The following is a 17,566-nucleotide window of genomic DNA, read 5'->3' as shown; positions in this document are numbered from 1 at the left end:
TTTGTCGCCGTCGTGGGTGTGTCATGGGCCTCACTAGTTTGTGGTGCCTCGGGCCCGTCCTGACACCGAAAGGGTGCAGTCATGTCGATGTTCAAGTGGGAAGTGGTCGATCCCAAGCCAGGTGAAGCCGTAGCCCCGGACCAGCGCCTCGCGTGGGGCAAGACCGTCGGTATCGGAGCCCAGCACGTCGTCGCCATGTTCGGCGCGACCTTCGTCTTCCCGATCATCATGGGTCTCGACGCGAACCTCGCGATCATGATGAGCGGTATCGCGACGATCTGCTTCCTGCTCATCGTGAAGGGCACGGTGCCCAGCTACCTCGGCACGTCGGCGTCCTTCGTCGGCGGTGCCACCGCGATCTACACCTACAGCGGCTCCGGCGGCCCCGGTGGACCCCAGGACGTCACCGGCGCGATCCTCGTCTCCGGCGTCATCCTCGCGCTCGTCGGCGTGATCATCCACTTCCTGGGCGCCGACGTCGTCAACGCGGTGCTCCCGCCGGTGGTCACCGGTGCCGTCGTCATGATCATCGGCTTCAACCTGGCCGGCGTCGCCACCAGCACCTACATGCCGGCGGACCGGTGGATGGCACTGATCACGATGACCGCGGTCATCGTGATGGCCGTCGGTCTCAGGGGCTTCCTGGGCCGGATCGCGATCTTCCTCGGCCTGATCTTCGGCTACCTGCTCTCGTGGGTCTTCGACGCCATCGGCGTCGGCGGGGTCGCGGGCGACCGGGTCAACTGGGACGGCGTGAAGGACGCGCCGTGGTTCGGTCTGCCGGACAAGACCGTCGCCGGCCTCGTCGGCAACCAGTCGCCCTTCGGCGGTGCCAACAACATGGACCAGGTCGGCTGGCACCTCCCGAGCTTCTCGGTCACGTTCACGCTGCTCGCACTTCCGGCAGTCATCGCGCTTGTCGCCGAGAACATGGGCCACGTCAAGGCCGTCGCCGGCATGACCGGACGCGACCTCGACCCGGTGATGGGCCGGGCGATCGCCGCCGACGGTGTCGGCACCGTCGTCGCCAGCTCGGTCGGTGGCTCGCCGACCACGACGTACGCCGAGAACATCGGGGTCATGGCCGCGACCCGGGTCTACTCGACCGCCGCCTACTTCGTGGCCGCGATCGTGGCGATCCTGCTGGGCTTCGTCCCGAAGTTCGGTCAGGTCGTCTACGCCACCCCCGGCGGTGTCATCGGCGGCATCACGCTGGTGCTCTACGGCATGATCGGCCTGCTCGGCGCGAAGATCTGGGTCGAGAACAGGGTGAACTTCGCCGACCCGATCAACCTGGTGCCGATCTCGGCCGGTCTGATCCTCGCCATCGGGTACGGCACGACCGGGTTCTTCGAGATCACCAAGGACTTCCAGCTCGGCGGCATCGCGCTCGGCACGATCGTCGTGATCGTCGGTTACCACCTGGCGCGCCTGGTCGCTCCGAAGGGCGGCGACGGCACGATGCTGTCGGTCGGCAGCCCGGGTGCGCACGTCGAGGACCACGCGGCGCCGCACCACCACGGCGAAGACCCCAAGCACAAGCACTGATTGACTAGGGAATCGTGAAGCCAGCACCGTTCGACTACCGCCGGCCAGGGACGCTCGCAGAGGCGGTCGCCGCCCTGGCCGGCGAGCCGGACGCCAAGGTGCTGGCCGGCGGCCAGAGCCTGGTCCCGTTGCTGTCGATGCGGCTCGCGGCGCCGTCGCTGCTCGTCGACATCAACGGGGTCTCGGGCCTGGACCGCATCGAGGTCACCGAGGGCGGCTGCCGGGTGGGTGCGCTCGCCCGGCACGCCGCCGTCCTGGCCTCCGAGGACGTCCGGCGGGTGCAGCCGCTCGTTCCGATGGCGCTCGCGCACGTCGCCCACGCGACGATCCGCAACCGCGGCACCACCGTCGGCTCGATCGTGCACGCCGACGCCGCGGCCGAGATGCCGATGGTGCTCTCGCTGCTCGGCGGCCACGTCGAGGTCGAGGGTCCGGCCGGGCGCCGCACGATCCACGCCGACGACCTGTACGTCGGCCCGCTCGAGTCCTCGCTCGCGCACGACGAGATCGCGGTGTCCGCGTTCTTCCCCGCACTCGCGCCCGGCGCCGGTGTCGGATTCGAGGAGATCGCGCGCCGGCACGGGGACTACGCGCTGGTCGGCGTCGCGGCGCTGGCCCACGGGGACTCCCTGAAGGTCGGCTACCTCTCCGTCAGCGACGTACCCACCGTGGTCGACCTCTCCGGCGTCGCCGACGCCGACCTCGGTGAGGCGGCCCTCGAGAAGCTGGAGCCGATGGGCGACATCCACGCGAGTGCGGCGTACCGCGCCCAGCTCGTGCGCGTGCTCACCGAGCGCGTGGTCCGATCGGCCCGGGAGGCAGCATGAGCGAGGAGCTCCACGACGTACGCCTGACGGTGAACGGCGCCACCCACGACATCCGGGTGCCCGCGCGGCGGCTGCTGTCCGACGCCCTGCGCCACGACCTGAAGCTGACCGGCACCCACGTCGGCTGTGAGCACGGCGTGTGCGGCGCGTGCACGATCCTGGTCGACGGCGAGCCGATGCGCTCGTGCCTGATGTTCGCGGTCTCCGCGGTCGACCACGAGCTCACCACGGTCGAGGGCCTCGCCGACGAGGACGGCACGCTCAGCCCGGTGCAGCAGGCGTTCGCGGAGTGCCACGGCCTCCAGTGCGGCTTCTGCACCCCGGGCTTCCTCACCACGATCACCGCCGGGTTGAAGGCGAACCCGCACCCCACGCACGAGGAGGCCCGCGACATGATCGCTGGGAACCTGTGCCGGTGCACGGGCTACCAGAACATCGTGAAGGCGGTCGAGCGAGCGGCTGAGCTCTCATGACCACCAAGCTGATGGGCCAGGGCGTCCAGCGCGTCGAGGACCAGCGGTTCCTCCGCGGCCAGGGCCGCTACGTCGACGACGTCGCGGTGGAGCAGGACCTCCTGCACGCCGCGGTGCTCCGCTCGCCCCACGCGCACGCCCGCATCCTCGACATCGACGTGACCGACGTGCTCGACGTCGAGGGCGTCCACCTCGTCTACACCTACGACGACCTCACCGGCCCGATGGCCGAGCCGCTGCCCCTGCTGATCCCGCACCCGGCGCTCACCGAGGGCCGCACTCAGTACGCGCTGGCGAAGGACGAGGTGAACTACGTCGGCGAGGCCATCGCGTTCGTGGTCGCCGAGGATCGCTACGTCGCCGAGGACGCGGTCTCGAAGATCCGCGTGCAGTACGAGTTCCTGCCGGCCGTCGTGGGTGTCGACGCCGCGCGTGAGGCGAAGAACCTCGTGCACGCTGACGTCCCCGGCAACGTCGCGGCGAAGCTGGAGCAGAACGTCGGCGATGCGGTCGCCGCGATCGCCGCGGCGCCGCACCGGCTCGAGCTCGACCTCACGATCGAGCGCGGCGCCTGCACGCCGATGGAGGGGCGCGGCACCGTCGCCCGCTGGGACCCCGACCTCAACCGGCTGCAGCTGTGGACCTCGACGCAGAGCTCCACCGGCGTGCGCGCCGCCGTCGCGGTGAAGCTGGGCCTCGACCTCGGCCAGGTCGACGTGATCACGCCCGACGTCGGCGGCGGCTTCGGCGTGAAGATCAACCACCCGTGGCCCGAGGAGCTCCTGGTCCCGATGGCGGCCCGTGCGCTCGGGCGGACCGTGAAGTTCACCGAGGACCGGCGCGAGCATTTCATCTCGTCCGCCCACGAGCGCGGCCAGGTCCAGCACATCGAGGTCGGCTTCGACGACGACGGCCGGCTGCTCGGGCTGAACGTCGAGTTCTGGCACGACCACGGGGCCTACATCCCGTACGGCCTGATCGTCCCGATCATCACCTCCACCCAGCTGCTCGGTCCCTACAAGCCGCAGAACTACCGCGTCTACTTCGAGTCGCTCTACACCAACACCGTGATGGTCACGCCGTACCGCGGTGCCGGGCGGCCGCAGGGCTGCTACGCGATGGAGCGGACCATGGACGCGATCGCGAAGTACCTCGGCAAGGACCGCGCGGAGGTGCGCGCCACCAACTTCATCCAGCCCGACGAGTTCCCGTACGACCAGGGGCTGATCTTCCAGGACGGCCGTGAGCTGGAGTACGACTCCGGCGACTACCCGGCGTCCCTGGTGAAGATCAAGGAGCTGGTCGGGTGGGACGAGTTCCCGGCGTTCAAGGCGGAGATGGCCGCCGAGGGGCGGCGGGTCGGCATCGGGCTGGCCTGCTACGTCGAGGGCACCGGCGTCGGTCCCTACGAGGGCGCGCACGTGCACATCGAGACCACCGGCAAGGTCAAGGTCGCGACCGGCCTCACCACGCAGGGTCAGGGGCACGCCACCGTCTTCGCGCAGCTGGTCGCCGACGAGCTCGGCGTGAAGTTCGAGGACGTCGAGGTCGTCACCGGCGACACCCGGCGGATGCCGTACGCCGTCGGCACGTTCGCCTCCCGCGCCGCGGTGATGAGCGGCTCGGCGATCCACCTCGCGGCCAAGCGGGCCAAGGAGAAGGCGCTCAAGATCGCGGGGGAGGCGCTCGAGGCGGACCCCGCCGACCTGCAGATCGTCGACGGCGTCGTGTCCGTCAAGGGCTCGCCCGGCTCGTCGATCGACCTCGGCACGGTGTCGGTGCTGTCGAACCCGCTGCGCTACGCCTTCGACGAGGCGTCCAAGGCCGCGACCCAGTTCTCCGTGGGCGATCCCGGCAAGCCGCCGGTGCCCGAGGACGAGGAGCCCGGCCTCGAGGGTCGCGACTTCTACTCGCCCGAGCGGGCGACGTTCGCGTCCGGCATGCACGCGGTGATCGTGGAGACCGACCCGGACACCGCGGAGATCACGATCCTCAAGTACGCCGTCGTCCACGACTGCGGCAACCTGATCAACCCGATGATCGTCGAGGGCCAGATCCACGGCGGTGTGGCGCAGGGCGTGGGCGGCGCGCTGTACGAGCGGATGGCGTACGACGAGTCCGGGCAGCTGCTCAACGCGTCGTTCATGGACTACCTGATGCCGTACGTCACCGAGGTGCCGGACGGCATCGACATCGACCACCTCGAGACGCCGTCCCCGCTGAACCCGCTCGGCATCAAGGGCGCCGGCGAGGCCGGCGTGATCCCCTCGGCCGCGGTGTTCGCCGCCGCCATCGAGGACGCCGAAGACATCGTGATCACCGCGATGCCGATCTCGCCGTCCGAGCTGTACGCACTTCGCCAATCGCAAGGCCTGGAGAACTCATGAACATCGTCGGCTCCAACATCGTCCCGTACCCGGTCGAGATGGTCTGGGACGCGATCCTCGACCCACGGGTGCTGGTTTCGACGATCCCGGGCTGCGACCGGTTGGTCGCGACCGGCGAGAACTCCTACGACATGACCGTCACCGCCGGCGTCGCCGCGATCAAGGGCACCTATCTCGGCTCCTGCGAGCTCTCCGACCTGAAGGAGAACGAGTCGCTGGTCATGAAGCTGACCGGTGCCGGCGCCCCCGGCACCATCGACGCCACCGTGAAGGTGTTCTTCGGCGAGGCAGAGCCGGGCGTGACCCGCATCGACTACGACGCGGACGCGGTCGTGGGCGGCATGGTCGGCGGTGTCGGGCAGCGGATGCTGACCAGCGTCTCGAAGCGGATGGCCGGGGACTTCTTCGGCAACGTCGCGCAGGCGATCGGCCAGGGTCCCGGCCCGTCCGGGGTCGAGACCGCCGAGACCCCGGGAGCACCCCAGGCGTTCACCGCCCCGGCCCGGCCGGCGCTCGGCTCGTCGTCCGACTTCGTGAAGGGCATCGCCGTCGGTGCCGGCCTGGTCGTGCTCGGCGTCGTCGTCGGGCGGCTCTTCGGCCGGCCATGACGGGGTTGCGCGGCGCAGGTTTCCCCGGCCCCCCGGGGAAACCTGACGTTCTGGGGCGAAGCATCACCCGAGAACGTCAGGCATTCCCCGAGATGTCCGGCGAGGACCGACCATGAGGGACCTGAACGTCGACTCGACCGCGCGCGACCAGGCCGCCGCCGTACGTCGCCGCGAGATCTCGGCACGCGAGCTGCTCGACCTGCACCTGGAGCGGATCGCCGAGCGCAACCCACAGCTGAACGCGATCGTCTCGCTCGACGAGGACCGCGCCCGCGAGGGCGCCGCGGCCGCGGACCAGGCGCTGGCGACCGGGGCCGAGATCGGCCCGCTGCACGGGCTGCCGTTCGCGTTCAAGGACACCCATGCCGTCGCGGGATGGCGCACGACGTACGGCTCCCCGCTCTTCCGCGACCACGTGCCCGACGCCGACGAGCTGATCGTCGAACGGGTGCGGCGCGCCGGCGTGGTGCCGATCGGGAAGTCGAACGTGCCGGAGTTCGCGGCCGGGTCGCACACGTTCAACACCGTCTTCGGCACGACGCTGAACCCGGTCGACCCGGCGCGGTCCGCCGGTGGCTCGTCGGGCGGCGCGGCGTGCGCGCTGGCGTCCGGGATGGTGCCGCTCGCGGACGGCTCCGACATGGGTGGGTCGCTGCGCAACCCGGCGTCGTTCTGCGGCGTGGTGGGCCTGCGTCCGTCGTTGGGCCGGGTGCCGGAGTGGCCGCTGTACAACCAGTGGGAGACCACGTCGGTCGGTGGCCCGATGGCCCGCAACGTCGGCGACCTCGCGCTGCTGCTGTCGGTGCTGGCCGGACCGGACCCCCGCGCTCCGCAGGCACTGCGCGAGCCGGGCTCGTCGTTCGCGTCGCTCGTCCCGCTCTCGCTGGCCGGGCTCCGCGTCGCGCTGTCGGTCGACCTCGGCGGGGCGTTCGAGGTCGACGACGAGGTGGCGTCGGTGGTGGCGTCGGCCGCCTCGCTGTTCGACCGCGTCTCCGACGCGCACCCCGTCCTGGCCGAGGCCGACGACACGTTCCGCACCCTGCGCGCCTGGCACTTCCAGGCGAAGCTCGGTCCGCTGCTGGCCGAGCACCCCGACGCGTTCAAGCCGTCGCTGGCCGACAACATCCGGGCGGGGGAGACGCTGACCGGCGCCGACGTCGCCCGCGCCTACCACCAGCGCACGATGCTGGCGGAGCGGATGCGGGAGTTCTTCGAGACCCACGACGTGCTCGTGCTCCCGGTCTCGCAGGTGCCGCCGTTCCCCGCCGACCAGGAGTTCCCGACCGCGATCAACGGTCGGCCGATGCAGACCTACCTCGACTGGATGCGCGCGGCCTACTTCATCACCGTCACCGGCTGCCCGGCGATCTCGGTGCCGTTCGGGCACACGTCGGACGGGCTCCCGGTCGGCATCCAGATCGTCGCAGCGCACGGCCGCGACCGGTTCCTCCTCGAGGTGGCGGCGGCCGTCGAGCTAGCGGTCCAGGAACGCCGCTAGACCCTCGAGCGCCCGGTCGACGTCGGTGTCGTCGACGTACGGCGCGAGCCCGAGGCGCAGGGCGTTCTCGTCCTCGAGCCCGAGTCGGCGGAACCCCTCGTAGGCGTAGAACGAGCCGGCCGGCGCGAGGACCCCGCGCTCGGCGAGGAAGCGGTACGCGTCCTTGGTCTCTCGCCCGGGGAAGGTCAGCAGCAGCGTGGGCGTCCGGTCGGCTGCGCGGGAGTGCACGACCACGCCAGGGTCCAGGCCGTCCTCGAGCCGCGTCCGCAGGCGCAGCTCGTGCTCGTCGACCGCGTGCAGCGACGTGCGGAGCCGCTCGCGGCGAGAGGTCGCGTCGCCGGGCGCGATGGCGGCGAGGAAGTCCACGGTCGCGGTCGCGCCGGCCATGATCTCGTACGGCAGGGTCCCGAGCTCGAACCGTTCGGGCACCGCATCGGTCGACGGCACCAGCTTGTCGTTGCGCAGTGTCGCGAGGAGCTCGGGCGCCGCGCCGAGGACGCCGCAGTGCGGGCCGAGGAACTTGTACGGCGAGCACACGAAGTAGTCCGCGCCGAGCTCGGTGACGTCGACGAACCCGTGTGCTGCGAGGTGCACGGCGTCGACGAACACCTGCGCGCCGACCGCGTGCGCGGCGTCCGCGATCCGTCGTACCGGCGGTTTCGTGCCGATCAGGTTGGACGCACCGGTGATCGCGACCAGGCGCGTACGCGGGTCGAGCTGCGCCTCCTCCAGCTCGCCGGTCTCGGGGTCGAAGTCGAGCCAGTGCACCGTGACGCCCTGCTGCTCCGCGGCCTGGACCCACGGGCGGACGTTGGAGTCGTGGTCGAGCCGGCTCACGACGATCACGTCGCCCGACCGCCAGTCCTTGGCGATCGCGCGGGAGAAGTCGTAGATCAGCTGGGTGGCGCTGCGTCCGTAGACGATGCCGCCCGCCGGCACGCCGAGCAGGTCGGCGTACGCGCTGCGGAACGCGGCGACCGCGGCGTCGGCGTTCGACTCGGACGGGGAGCCGGTGCCGCGGTTCGACAACGGGCCGGTGAGGGTGGCGGCGATGGCCGCGCCGACCTGGCGCGGGGTCTGGGTGCCGGCGGGGGAGTCGAAGTGGGCGGTGCCCGAGTCCAGGGACGGGAAGTGGCTGCGGAGCTCGGTCACGTCGTAGGTCATGGGTCCATCCTCGGGGTCTGCTCGCCGGCCTCGACGGCGAACGGCAGCGTGTTCTGCGCCGGCGCCACCGGGCAGGTGGCGAAGTCGGTGTAGGCGCACGGCATGTTGTGGGCGCGGTTGAAGTCGAGCTCGACCGCGCCGTCGTCGTCCGGCACCTCGGTCAGCAGCTGGCGCATCGCGGCGTACGTCGTCACGCCCGACGTCGCGTCGCGGAACAGGATCCACAGCCGGCCGTCGTCCTCGACCTCCGCGACCAGCCGGTGCTCGCTGCCGTCGTGCTCGAAGACCACCTCGTGTCCCTCGTGGCGGGCGGGGACCACCCAGGCGGCGTCCGGCGGGAAGCACGGCGTCCCCTGGTACCGGCGCAGGTGGGGCGAGCTCGGCTGCCGTGGCCGCACGATGGTCCGACCGTCCCGGTCGGCCACCTCGACCGTCGTGTCGCCGAGCGTCAGCCGCACCCCGTCCTCGTCGACGTCACCGAGGTGCTGCCCGTCGAGGACCGGGCCGTGGTCGTCGCGGCGCCACTCACCCGGGACGCCGTCGAAGCGCTGCGGCTCCTCGGTCAGCCAGTGGATCCCGGTGACGGCCAGCCACCCCTGCGGGCTGCGCAGCCGCTGCTCGCGCGCGTCGCGCCAGGCGTGCCAGTCCTCCTCGAAGCCCATCTCAGGCGCCGGTGCGATGGACGACCCACACGTTCGGCTCGACGTACGTCGCCACCCCGTGCTCCAGGTCGCAGTGCACCGGGGACAGCGCCTTCGGCACGTGCACCGGGCCGCTGCGGTCGAACGGCAGCCCGGTCCACTCGCGCCACTCCTCGACGGTGCCGGGGATGACCATCGAGCGCGGCGCGACCTTGGCGATCCGCCCGCCGGCGCGCACGTGCACCCGCAGCCACGGGTCGACCGGCAGGCCGTCCTCGCGGACACGGAATGCGTACGTCGACATCGGCTCGTGGATGTCGGTCTTGCCGTTGGGACGCACCGGCGCCACCAGCTCGGCGAACCCGTGCCGCTTGGCGTTGTCCCGCATCGCCGTCACCATCTGGCTGGACAGACCGGCGCCCTGCAGGTCGGGCCGCACCGCGATCTCGATCGCGGAGATCGCGTCCGGTCGGTCGCCGCGCAGGCTGGTCAGCAGCCCGCTGCGGATCGCGAAGTCCCACCCGTTGTCGGGAAGCTCGTCGTCGCCCCGCGTGAACGGCACCGAGTACGCACACGCCACGACCTCGCCCGCCTCGTCCTGCGCCACGAGCACGTACGCGGCGAACCGCGTCTCGACGTTGCCGTAGTACAGCCCGCCGATCGGGTCGTTCGTCATGAACGTCGGCCACGAGTTGGGCATGGCCCACATCGCGTCGACGAGGTCCGGACGGTCGGCGAGGACGGAGATCGTGAGCTGCACCCGCACATCCTGCCGCGCAGGGTCGCACCGGTCTCTGGGTTTTCGTGCAATAGTTAGGCTTGTGCCTAACTATCAGGCGGAGCTGGACGCCGTCCTCCGCGCCCTGGCGGATCCGACGCGTCGCGCCGTCGTGGAGCGGCTGTCGGTGTCGCCGGCCGTCGTCTCCGAGCTGGCGGCGCCGTTCTCGATGGCGCTGCCGTCGCTGATGCAGCACCTCCGCGTGCTGGAGGACGCCGGCGTCGTCTCGTCCGAGAAGCACGGCCGGGTGCGGACGGTGAGCCTGCGACCGGGCGCGCTCGACGTGCTGCACCTGTGGCTCGGCGAGCAGCGCACCCCTGCAGAACGGCAAGCCGACCGACTCGGCATCCACCTGGCCCGCACCGGATCGAAGGACTCCTGACATGACGCGCGTTCGGATCGACCTCTTCAGCTCGCTCGACGGTTGCACCTCGGCCGGCGACGGACCGGAGAACCCGATGGGTGAGGACTGGGGACCGATCACCGCCGCCTACGTCGCGACCCGCACCATGAAGGAGCGGGTGTTCGGCGACACCAGTGGCGCCGGCACGACCGGGATCGACGACGCCTACGCCACGGCCTTCTTCACCGGCATCGGCGCCGAGATCATGGGGGCGGCGATGTTCGGCCTGCACACGTTCCCCGACGATCCCGACTGGAAGGGGTGGTGGGGCGACGAGCCGCCCTTCGGCTTCCCGGTCTTCGTGCTGACAAGCACGGCGCCCCGTCCCGACATCGCGATGCAGGGCGGGACGACGTTCCGCTTCCGCGACGGGCGGATCGAGGACGTGCTCGCCGAGGCGAGCGAGGCCGCCGGCGGTCTCGACATACGCGTCGGAGGTGGCATCCGCACCGCCCGCGCGTTTCTGCGCGCCGGGCTCGTGGACGACCTGCACGTCGCGATCGCGCCGGTCGTGCTCGATCGCGGGCACCGCGTCTGGGAGGACCTGCGTGGGCTCGAGCAGACGCACCGCATGACGACCGAGGTCGCTGAGAGCGGCACGCTCCACGTCACCTTCACGCGCTAGGACCGCACCGATGACTCTCGAACGTCGCCTGGCTCATGCCGGCTTCACCCTCAGCCGCACCTATCCGGTGCCGGTCGAGCGGGTCTGGAGCGCCTTCGCCGAGGAGGACCAGAAGCGGGCGTGGTACGGCGACGCCGACGCCTTCGTCCGTGGTGAGTGGGCGTTCGACTTCCGCGTCGGCGGCCGCGACGTGGCCGAGGGCGCGTTCCACGACGGACCTGTCTCGCGGTACGTCGCGACCTACACCGACATCGTGGAGCACGAACGCATCGTCACGTCGTACGACATGTGGCTCGACGGCGCCCACATGTCGACGTCGGTCGCGTCGTTCGAGTTCGAGCCCGCCGACGACGGCACCGTGTTCACTCACACCGAGCACGGCGTCTTCCTCGACCAGTACTGGGCCGAGGGCCCCGGCCGTGAGGCCGGCAGCCGCGGGCTCCTCGACCTCCTGGCGGCGCACCTGGCCTGATCAGATCTCCGAGACGATGGCCTCCCAGAGGTGACCGTCGGGGTCGGTGAAGGTCGCGGTGTAGCCCCACGGCTTCTGCTCGGGCGCTGAGACGACCACGCCGCCGGCCGCCTCGACGCGACCGACGATGCCGTCCACCTCGCCGGGGGAGTCGACCTGCAGGCTGAGCAGGCACTCGGAGATCGTGGAGTCTGCGGTGGTTCGGCCGCTGGTGACCCAGCCGAACCCGCCGGTCGGGATGTACATCACCGCGGTCAGCTCGTTCAGCTGCACCCGCAGCGGTTCAGGCACCCCGTCGTCGGCCAGCTCCCCTGGCGTCTCGAAGCCGAGCGTCCGGGCGAACGCGTACGCACGTCCGCGGTCGGCGGTGGGCAGGGCGATGACGGTGCGATAGGACGACATGGTCGTTTGACCGCGCGCGCGCGCGCCGTACTCATCGGCCCCGCGGCTGCCGCACTGCCGTCGTCGCCCTCGCCGTCCTGCTCGTCGCCGGCATCGCCGGCAGGCGGCGATGAGACGCGACTCGAGCCGCGTTCCATGTCAGGTTGTGGCCGCGAGTGACGTCATCATGGCGAGTTGGTAGGTCCACCACGACGTCAGGTCATCGACCCACTCCACCGGAATGAGGTCGTGCTGGACCTGCACGGTGGTCCACGGTTGTCCCTGCTCGTCCTTGGTTTGGGTGAAGGTGGCGGTGACGGTGGTGTCCTCGACGAGCAGGGGGACCAGATTGGCGATCCACCTGCCGTTCGGGCCTGGGCCGGGGACCATCCACGCCCATTGGCTCACCCACGAGCGTGGACTGTCGTCGGCGACCCGGACAACCCGGATCACGCCGTTGGCACCGGTCAGCTGGTCGGGGTGGCCTCCGCCAGCGGCGCAGTAGTTGGCGGCGCCGAGCTGGTCCCAGCCGGGGCCGGCCATGAAGCTCCACGTCGGGACGTGTCGAGAGAGTGTTGGCCCATACTTGAGGTACTTCGAGACCTTCCTGCGGGTGCCTGGTACGACACCCTCGAGCGTGATCGCGCTGACGGTCCCTGACAGGTGTCTGGCGCCGGGGCCGCCGTCGGCGTCGTGGCCGATACGCGCGGCTGCCGCCAACCCGACCTTGGTGCCTTCGACCTCGGGGTAGGTGCGTGGGCCGGCGAGCTGCGCAGCGGCCCAGCTGCTGGTGTCCCGGACGATGACAGGGGCTGTTGGGTCAGTCGGTAGGGCCGGCCATGCCTGGACGAGGTAGTGCTCGACTGGTTCGGTGCTCTCGGCGCCGGGCTCGTCCTGGTCGTCGTAGTCGTCGTCGAGCTCTGGGTCGACTCGGCCGCGGGCACAGACCCGGATTCGGTAGGAGCCGGGGTCGGTAGTCAATGAGGTGGACGGTTCATGGTTGACCAGCTCTGCGACGAGGAGACCGCTGGTGCAGGTCAGGGTGATCTCGACGACGTCCTCCCAGGAAGGGTCGTCCGGAGGTGGGGTGTCGTGGACCTGGGTGGTGACGCTGAAAGGCCCCCACTGGTCACCGGTGTTCACCCACACGTCGCCGACCTGGTCGACATCGGTAGGGATGGTGACCAGAGTGCTGCCGTCCCACGGGCTGCCGACGACGGTGCCGGCCTCGCCACGGATCACGAAGGTGTGCTCGTCGGAGCCGAGCTCAACGGAGCTGGAGGCGACGATCATCGAACCGCGCGCTGCGTCTTCGCAGCCTCAGCAAGCGAACGAACCATGCGCGCATGATGCCAGGACGCCGCGTTCCCCGTGATGCCAGACTGCGTCCGTGAACGACACTCGGGACACGGCGGCTCCGGAGGCGGGGCGAAAGCAGGCGCCCGTCAGCGCGGTGTCGAGGCGGGCGCGCTGTCCTGTACGGGCCCGGCTCGCCGATCCGCGGCGCCGGCTGTGGTGTTCATCCTTCTTTGCGGACTCTGCTGGCTCGCCTGGTGGTGGGCCCATCCGGCCCTGTTCGGGCCTCCCGGCAACGCAGTCGGCACGCAGAGCACCGTCGGAACGCCGGTCAATGTCTCCATCACCTTCCCGGGTGCCCCCGCAGGCGTGGATGAGGTGACCATCGAGGACATCGCGGCGAACGTCGCCGAGAACACGTCCGGAGCAACGATCAGCTTTTCCGTGTGCACGATGGATCCGGCGCAAGGCGTGATGGGCACGTACGAAGGCGATCTCCACGACGTCTGTCTTGATGTCAGCCCAACGACCGACGCGCGACTCTCGGATTCCGACTACGTCATGATGACCACCGTGGCCACCCAGGCCGGCGTGCTGGATGTGCCGAGCTTCGACTTCACCTACCGATACGGGTGGGAACGGCTCTTCCGGCGCGGCACAGAGGAGACGGCTATCCGCGTCACCGTCACCGTCCCCTGATGCGCCGCGCTCGGGCGCGGTCGACCAGATCATCCAGAGGTCGAAGGACGTCAGCTGGCGCCGCTGCATCGCTACGCTCCAAGGCGCCGTGCATCGGTAAGCGGCGCACCCAACGCGGCAGATGCGGATGCTTTGACTCAGGGCCTGTACACGACGGTGAACCGCTCAGGAACTTCACGCTGGAGTCGCGCGACCAGCAGCCGCGCCTCAGCGTCGAGCCGGATCCGACGTTCTTCACGCTGCGCTGCGATGAGTGTTTCGCCCATGCGATCGGCGTTCCAGTCCCTGCCCCAAGCAGCGATGTCCTCAACCAGTCCACGGCTGAGGCCGAGAGCGCGATTCAGCCACTCAGGTTCTTCGGGAAGTAGTCCCTCGTCGCTCCAGAGAGGCACGGTGACGGTGTCCTCAGGCATGAAGGTGATGACGGTTCCGCTGACTTCACAGGACTCGGGCTCGTCATCTGAGCCACCGCCCACCTCGGCTGACCAGTACGAACCGTGGGGGTGGTCGCCGAAGTATATCGGCGGTGCTTCACGGTCGTCGGCCACGAACTCATTGCACCACGGCACGCCCGCTCATCGGCAGATCCGGGCGTCCTGCAGGGGTCGTGGGGCGCGCCGGGGCGCCTGGCGGCCCGGGCGGAGTGGCGGAGGCTTGGCGGCCTCCGGGGTGGTGGATGGTACCGGTTGTTTGGTTTTCGAATACCGGGTTACGGCGGTCTGGGGTCACCGGAAGGTGGTTGCGGTGGCTGGTCGGCTTGCGGGTTCGTCGTGGTCGACCGTTGTGGTCACCGTTGAAAGACCTATTGGCGTCGATGGAAGATGACGGTGCCGTTGGGCTGGTAGGTCGTCTCGTAGCTGCTGTCGTGGGCTCGTTGGTGGTGCCAGTGGCAGAGAGTCACGCCGTCCTTGACGTTCGTCGCACCGCCGTCGGTCCAGCGGGTCTTGTGGTGGGCGTGGAGGCTGTGGGTGCGGTCGCAGCCGTCGGCGCGGCAGCCTCGGTCGCGGGCGATCATGCCGAGTCGCATGGCGCGGGTGTGGAACCGCCGGCCGCGGCCGACATCGAGAATCTCGGAGTCGCCGCCGAGGACGACGGGGATGACCTCGGCCTCGCAGAGCAGGCGGCGGGCGGCGCCGGGGCTGATCTTCTCGCCGGTGTCGAGGACGCCGGCCTTCTCGACGCGTCCCATCAGGGAGTCCTCGTCGATGAGGACGAGGAGGGTAGCGGTGAGTCCGCCGGTCCTCGGGAGCTTGTTGTCGGGGTAGGCGGCGATGAAGTCGCACAGCGCCTGGCCGAGCCGTTCGGGAGTCGGGCGGGGTTCGGGGTCCTTCTTGTTGGTGATCGCGGCGAGGAGGATCTTGCGCAGGTGGGCGCCGGCGACGGTGGGGATGGTGAACCGGCCGTGGGTCTTGCCGTGCCCGTCGTCGTACATGCTCAGGTGGCAGGCCTTGGCTGCTGCCTTCTCCTCGGCTTCGAGGATCGCTGCCTCGCGGGCGTCGGCCTCGTCGGGGGCGACGATCTCGAACAGCCGCTTGCCCAGCACGCGTAGGGCTTTCGCGTCGTGGTGGGCTGCCTCAGCCAGCAGATGTGCCTCCGAGCGATCGGTGTCGGCGTCGGCAGGCAGCAGGTCGACCGCGTGCACGATCACCCGCGCCTGCTCCAGCAGCACGTCCCCGCGCGCGAGGGCGTCTCGCGTCATGGGATGGGCCTCGAGAGCGTGGCCGAGCTTCACCGTGCCGGCGGCTGCTGCCCGCGTGGTGTGGGTGGTGTGCGCCAGCCAGCTCGCCGCGCTGGATGCGCCGACCTCCTGACCGATATGGAGGTCGTCGGCGTGCGCGGCAACGCGGGCCTTGAGCTCGGCCAGCCTCGCCTCCGCACGGGTCAGTGCCACGAGGGTGGCGGCGGTCGCGGCGGCATCCATGGACCACACCGAGGAGTCGGTGACGGTGTCGAGGTCGGCGTGGACGTGCGCGACCGCCACCGACACTCGGTGCCTGGGAGTGGTGATCGCGCTCATGACCCCAGGCAACGCCGCCCCACCGACAACCAGCCCACCCCCACGATCAGCCTGTGCACATCGCTGTCTCAACCCTCGATGTGGACGAAAGCTGGTGCCGAAAGCCGGGAAGCAGCGCGAGCCGTGCCATTCCGGACCGCGGGTCTCCGGGTCGATGTGGGGCTCGCCGGCCTGCGCGGCCGTCCGCACGAGACCGGCGTGGCCGTCCTCGACCGGACCGGGGACGGCGCGCTCCACCACGCACGCCGTACCCCTCTCCCTGCGGTCAGGCAGTCAGTGCGCGACGACGATGTCGATGCGCTCGATGCGCTCGCCGTCGAGCACGAACCGGTAGTCCAGGTCCGCGGTCCCACCTGGGAAGTCGCCCTCGAGGTGGTGGCCGACCACCCAGGTCTCGCCGTCGCGACGTACGCCGGTGATCTCGGTGATGACGGTGAACTCCGCCCCCGCCTCGGTGACGAAACGCCGGAGGCCGTCCTCGCCACTGAAGGACTCCCCGACGTCGGAGATGACGGCTCCAGGGCTCAGCACGGCCAGGGCGGCGTCGGCGTCGCGAGCCCCCTGGGCGTCCAGGTAGGCGCGGATCGGGGTGGGCAGCTGGGCGGTGAGGGTGTCGTTGTCCATGTGCTCGAGCCTGGGCACTCGGGCGGCGCGAGAGTCAAGGACTGGTATCTCCCCCAGGGGGAGAGTCCAGACTTCACCCATGTTGGCGATCGGTGAGTTCTCGCGCTTGACGCACCTCAGCATCCGCACGCTGCGGCGCTACCACGAGGGAGGTCTGCTCGAGCCGGAGCTGGTGGATGCGTCCAGCGGCTACCGCTACTACTCGGCCGACCAGATCCCCACGGCGCAGGTGATCCACCGGCTGCGCGAGCTCGACGTCCCCCTCGCGGACGTACGACGCATTCTCGGTGCCTCCGACCCCGACCAGCGAGCGGCGCTGGTCGCCGAGCACCTCGTGCGCCTGGAGGCCGAGCTGGCGCGCACCCGCGTGGCGGTCAGCTCGTTGCGACGGTTGCTGGCGCCGGACCCCCCGCCCCTGCAGGTCGAGCTGCGCGCGGAGCCCGAGGTGACCGTCGCCGCCGTCGAGGACGAGGTGGACGCCGACGACGTCGGCACCTGGTTCGCCGGGGCGATGGCCGAGCTGGACGCAGCCCTCGGCCCGCCGACCGACGCGGGACCGCCCGGCGGCCTCTACGACAACGGGCTCTTCGAGCACGGACACGGGCGCCTCCTGCTCTACCGGCCCTCCGCCGAGCCTCCCCGACGCGGACGTGTCCGCCCGGTCCGGCTGCCCGCCGTCGAGCTCGCCGTCACCACCCACCACGGCGAGCACGACGGCGCCGACGTGACCTACGGCCAGCTCGGCTCCTGGGTCGTCGCCAACGCCCTGACCGTGGCGGGGCCCGTGCGCGAGCGCTACCTCGTCGGTCCGCGTGACACCGATGACAGCGCCGCGTGGCGCACCGAGATCGGCTGGCCGGTGTTTCGCGTGGGCACTGACCTGCCCTGACCCGCGCACCGAGACAGTGCGTGCGCGATCCCCAACCGTCGCGGCCGGCCACAGGTTGTGGAGAACCTGTGGGAAACAGCGGGGCGGGTTGTGGAGTACTGGGGTCGAACCTGTGCGCAACGGGCGAATTCCGGTGGAACCAGAAGAATGTTCCGAGAAGCCCTTGCGGGCCGGTTCGCCGAGGGCATAGAACTTCCCCCACGCAGTCCGGGCAACCGGGAGGCGGGACGACTCGG

General features: G+C 70.4%; 19 protein-coding genes. 11 read left to right on the top strand and 8 right to left on the bottom strand.

Annotated features, from left to right (window positions below; genetic code table 11):
• Positions 1-81: 81 nt before the first annotated feature.
• From ABD875_RS10405 to ABD875_RS10380, 6 genes are all read left to right on the top strand, one after another.
• Positions 82-1,548 carry a uracil-xanthine permease family protein gene (locus ABD875_RS10405; protein WP_345174907.1) on the top strand — a complete coding sequence of 489 codons (1,467 nt, stop codon included), beginning with the start codon at positions 82-84 and terminating at the stop codon, positions 1,546-1,548.
• A gap of 14 nt (positions 1,549-1,562) precedes the next feature.
• A complete protein-coding gene (locus tag ABD875_RS10400) occupies positions 1,563-2,375 on the top strand; it encodes an FAD binding domain-containing protein (protein WP_345174888.1) in 813 nt (270 codons plus the stop codon).
• Entirely contained in the window at positions 2,372-2,848 is a 477-nt protein-coding gene (locus tag ABD875_RS10395; RefSeq protein WP_345174882.1) for a (2Fe-2S)-binding protein, read from the top strand. Before ABD875_RS10400 ends, ABD875_RS10395 begins: the two co-directional genes overlap by 4 nt.
• On the top strand, positions 2,845-5,235 hold the full coding sequence (gene cutA / locus ABD875_RS10390; RefSeq protein WP_345174874.1) for an aerobic carbon-monoxide dehydrogenase large subunit: 2,391 nt from the start codon (positions 2,845-2,847) through the stop codon (positions 5,233-5,235). The genes ABD875_RS10395 and cutA overlap by 4 nt, the downstream gene beginning before the upstream one ends.
• On the top strand, positions 5,232-5,843 hold the full coding sequence (locus ABD875_RS10385; RefSeq protein WP_345174867.1) for an SRPBCC family protein: 612 nt from the start codon (positions 5,232-5,234) through the stop codon (positions 5,841-5,843). Before cutA ends, ABD875_RS10385 begins: the two co-directional genes overlap by 4 nt.
• Before the next feature lie 112 nt (positions 5,844-5,955).
• Complete coding sequence (locus tag ABD875_RS10380; RefSeq protein ID WP_345174861.1) at positions 5,956-7,341, top strand: amidase; 1,386 nt, start codon at positions 5,956-5,958, stop codon at positions 7,339-7,341.
• Here ABD875_RS10380 and ABD875_RS10375 read toward each other — a convergent pair.
• From ABD875_RS10375 to ABD875_RS10365, 3 genes are read right to left on the bottom strand one after another with little or no spacing between them, the layout of a single operon-like run.
• Positions 7,318-8,505, bottom strand: a complete 1,188-nt coding sequence (locus tag ABD875_RS10375) for a cysteine desulfurase-like protein (protein WP_345174855.1) — start codon at positions 8,503-8,505, stop codon at positions 7,318-7,320. The two genes, ABD875_RS10380 and ABD875_RS10375, sit on opposite strands and share 24 nt — an antisense overlap.
• Entirely contained in the window at positions 8,502-9,167 is a 666-nt protein-coding gene (locus tag ABD875_RS10370) for a DUF1684 domain-containing protein (RefSeq protein WP_345174846.1), read from the bottom strand. Before ABD875_RS10370 ends, ABD875_RS10375 begins: the two co-directional genes overlap by 4 nt.
• A 1-nt stretch (position 9,168) precedes the next feature.
• On the bottom strand, positions 9,169-9,906 hold the full coding sequence (locus tag ABD875_RS10365) for a GNAT family N-acetyltransferase (protein ID WP_345174839.1): 738 nt from the start codon (positions 9,904-9,906) through the stop codon (positions 9,169-9,171).
• 61 nt (positions 9,907-9,967) lie between these two features.
• Here ABD875_RS10365 and ABD875_RS10360 point away from each other — a divergent pair, with 61 nt between their 5' ends.
• The 3 genes from ABD875_RS10360 to ABD875_RS10350 are packed head-to-tail and all read left to right on the top strand — an operon-like array spanning position 9,968 to position 11,424.
• Positions 9,968-10,306 (top strand): ArsR/SmtB family transcription factor, encoded by a 339-nt coding sequence (locus ABD875_RS10360; protein ID WP_345174833.1) that lies wholly within the window; start codon positions 9,968-9,970, stop codon positions 10,304-10,306.
• Position 10,307: 1 nt separating this feature from the next.
• Positions 10,308-10,952: a dihydrofolate reductase family protein gene (locus ABD875_RS10355; RefSeq protein ID WP_345174804.1), complete on the top strand. Its 645-nt coding sequence runs from the start codon at positions 10,308-10,310 to the stop codon at positions 10,950-10,952.
• Between the two features lie 10 nt (positions 10,953-10,962).
• Positions 10,963-11,424, top strand: coding sequence for an SRPBCC domain-containing protein (locus ABD875_RS10350; protein ID WP_345174795.1), 462 nt, complete (start codon positions 10,963-10,965; stop codon positions 11,422-11,424).
• Here the strand turns inward: ABD875_RS10350 and ABD875_RS10345 are convergent, their stop codons facing one another.
• Entirely contained in the window at positions 11,425-11,826 is a 402-nt protein-coding gene (locus ABD875_RS10345; protein ID WP_345174788.1) for a VOC family protein, read from the bottom strand. It abuts the gene before it with no gap.
• 138 nt (positions 11,827-11,964) lie between these two features.
• Complete coding sequence (locus tag ABD875_RS10340; RefSeq protein ID WP_345174781.1) at positions 11,965-13,098, bottom strand: hypothetical protein; 1,134 nt, start codon at positions 13,096-13,098, stop codon at positions 11,965-11,967.
• A gap of 219 nt (positions 13,099-13,317) precedes the next feature.
• On the opposite strand from ABD875_RS10340, the gene ABD875_RS10335 reads away from it, so the two are divergent.
• Positions 13,318-13,800 carry a hypothetical protein gene (locus tag ABD875_RS10335; protein WP_345174774.1) on the top strand — a complete coding sequence of 161 codons (483 nt, stop codon included), beginning with the start codon at positions 13,318-13,320 and terminating at the stop codon, positions 13,798-13,800.
• Between the two features lie 137 nt (positions 13,801-13,937).
• Here the strand turns inward: ABD875_RS10335 and ABD875_RS10330 are convergent, their stop codons facing one another.
• The 3 genes from ABD875_RS10330 to ABD875_RS10320 all read right to left on the bottom strand — a co-directional run bounded on the left by ABD875_RS10330 (position 13,938) and on the right by ABD875_RS10320 (position 16,441).
• A complete protein-coding gene (locus tag ABD875_RS10330) occupies positions 13,938-14,348 on the bottom strand; it encodes a hypothetical protein (protein ID WP_345174763.1) in 411 nt (136 codons plus the stop codon).
• Positions 14,349-14,602: 254 nt separating this feature from the next.
• Positions 14,603-15,817 (bottom strand): HNH endonuclease signature motif containing protein, encoded by a 1,215-nt coding sequence (locus ABD875_RS10325; protein ID WP_345174755.1) that lies wholly within the window; start codon positions 15,815-15,817, stop codon positions 14,603-14,605.
• Between the two features lie 273 nt (positions 15,818-16,090).
• Positions 16,091-16,441: a nuclear transport factor 2 family protein gene (locus ABD875_RS10320; protein ID WP_345174749.1), complete on the bottom strand. Its 351-nt coding sequence runs from the start codon at positions 16,439-16,441 to the stop codon at positions 16,091-16,093.
• Positions 16,442-16,520: 79 nt separating this feature from the next.
• On the opposite strand from ABD875_RS10320, the gene ABD875_RS10315 reads away from it, so the two are divergent.
• Complete coding sequence (locus tag ABD875_RS10315; protein ID WP_345174741.1) at positions 16,521-17,330, top strand: MerR family transcriptional regulator; 810 nt, start codon at positions 16,521-16,523, stop codon at positions 17,328-17,330.
• Positions 17,331-17,566: the final 236 nt, after the last annotated feature.

Source organism: Nocardioides caricicola (assembly GCF_039541135.1).
In the GTDB taxonomy this organism is placed as follows: Bacteria; Actinomycetota; Actinomycetes; order Propionibacteriales; family Nocardioidaceae; genus Nocardioides; species Nocardioides caricicola.
This window is presented reverse-complemented; position numbering and strand designations above follow the sequence as displayed.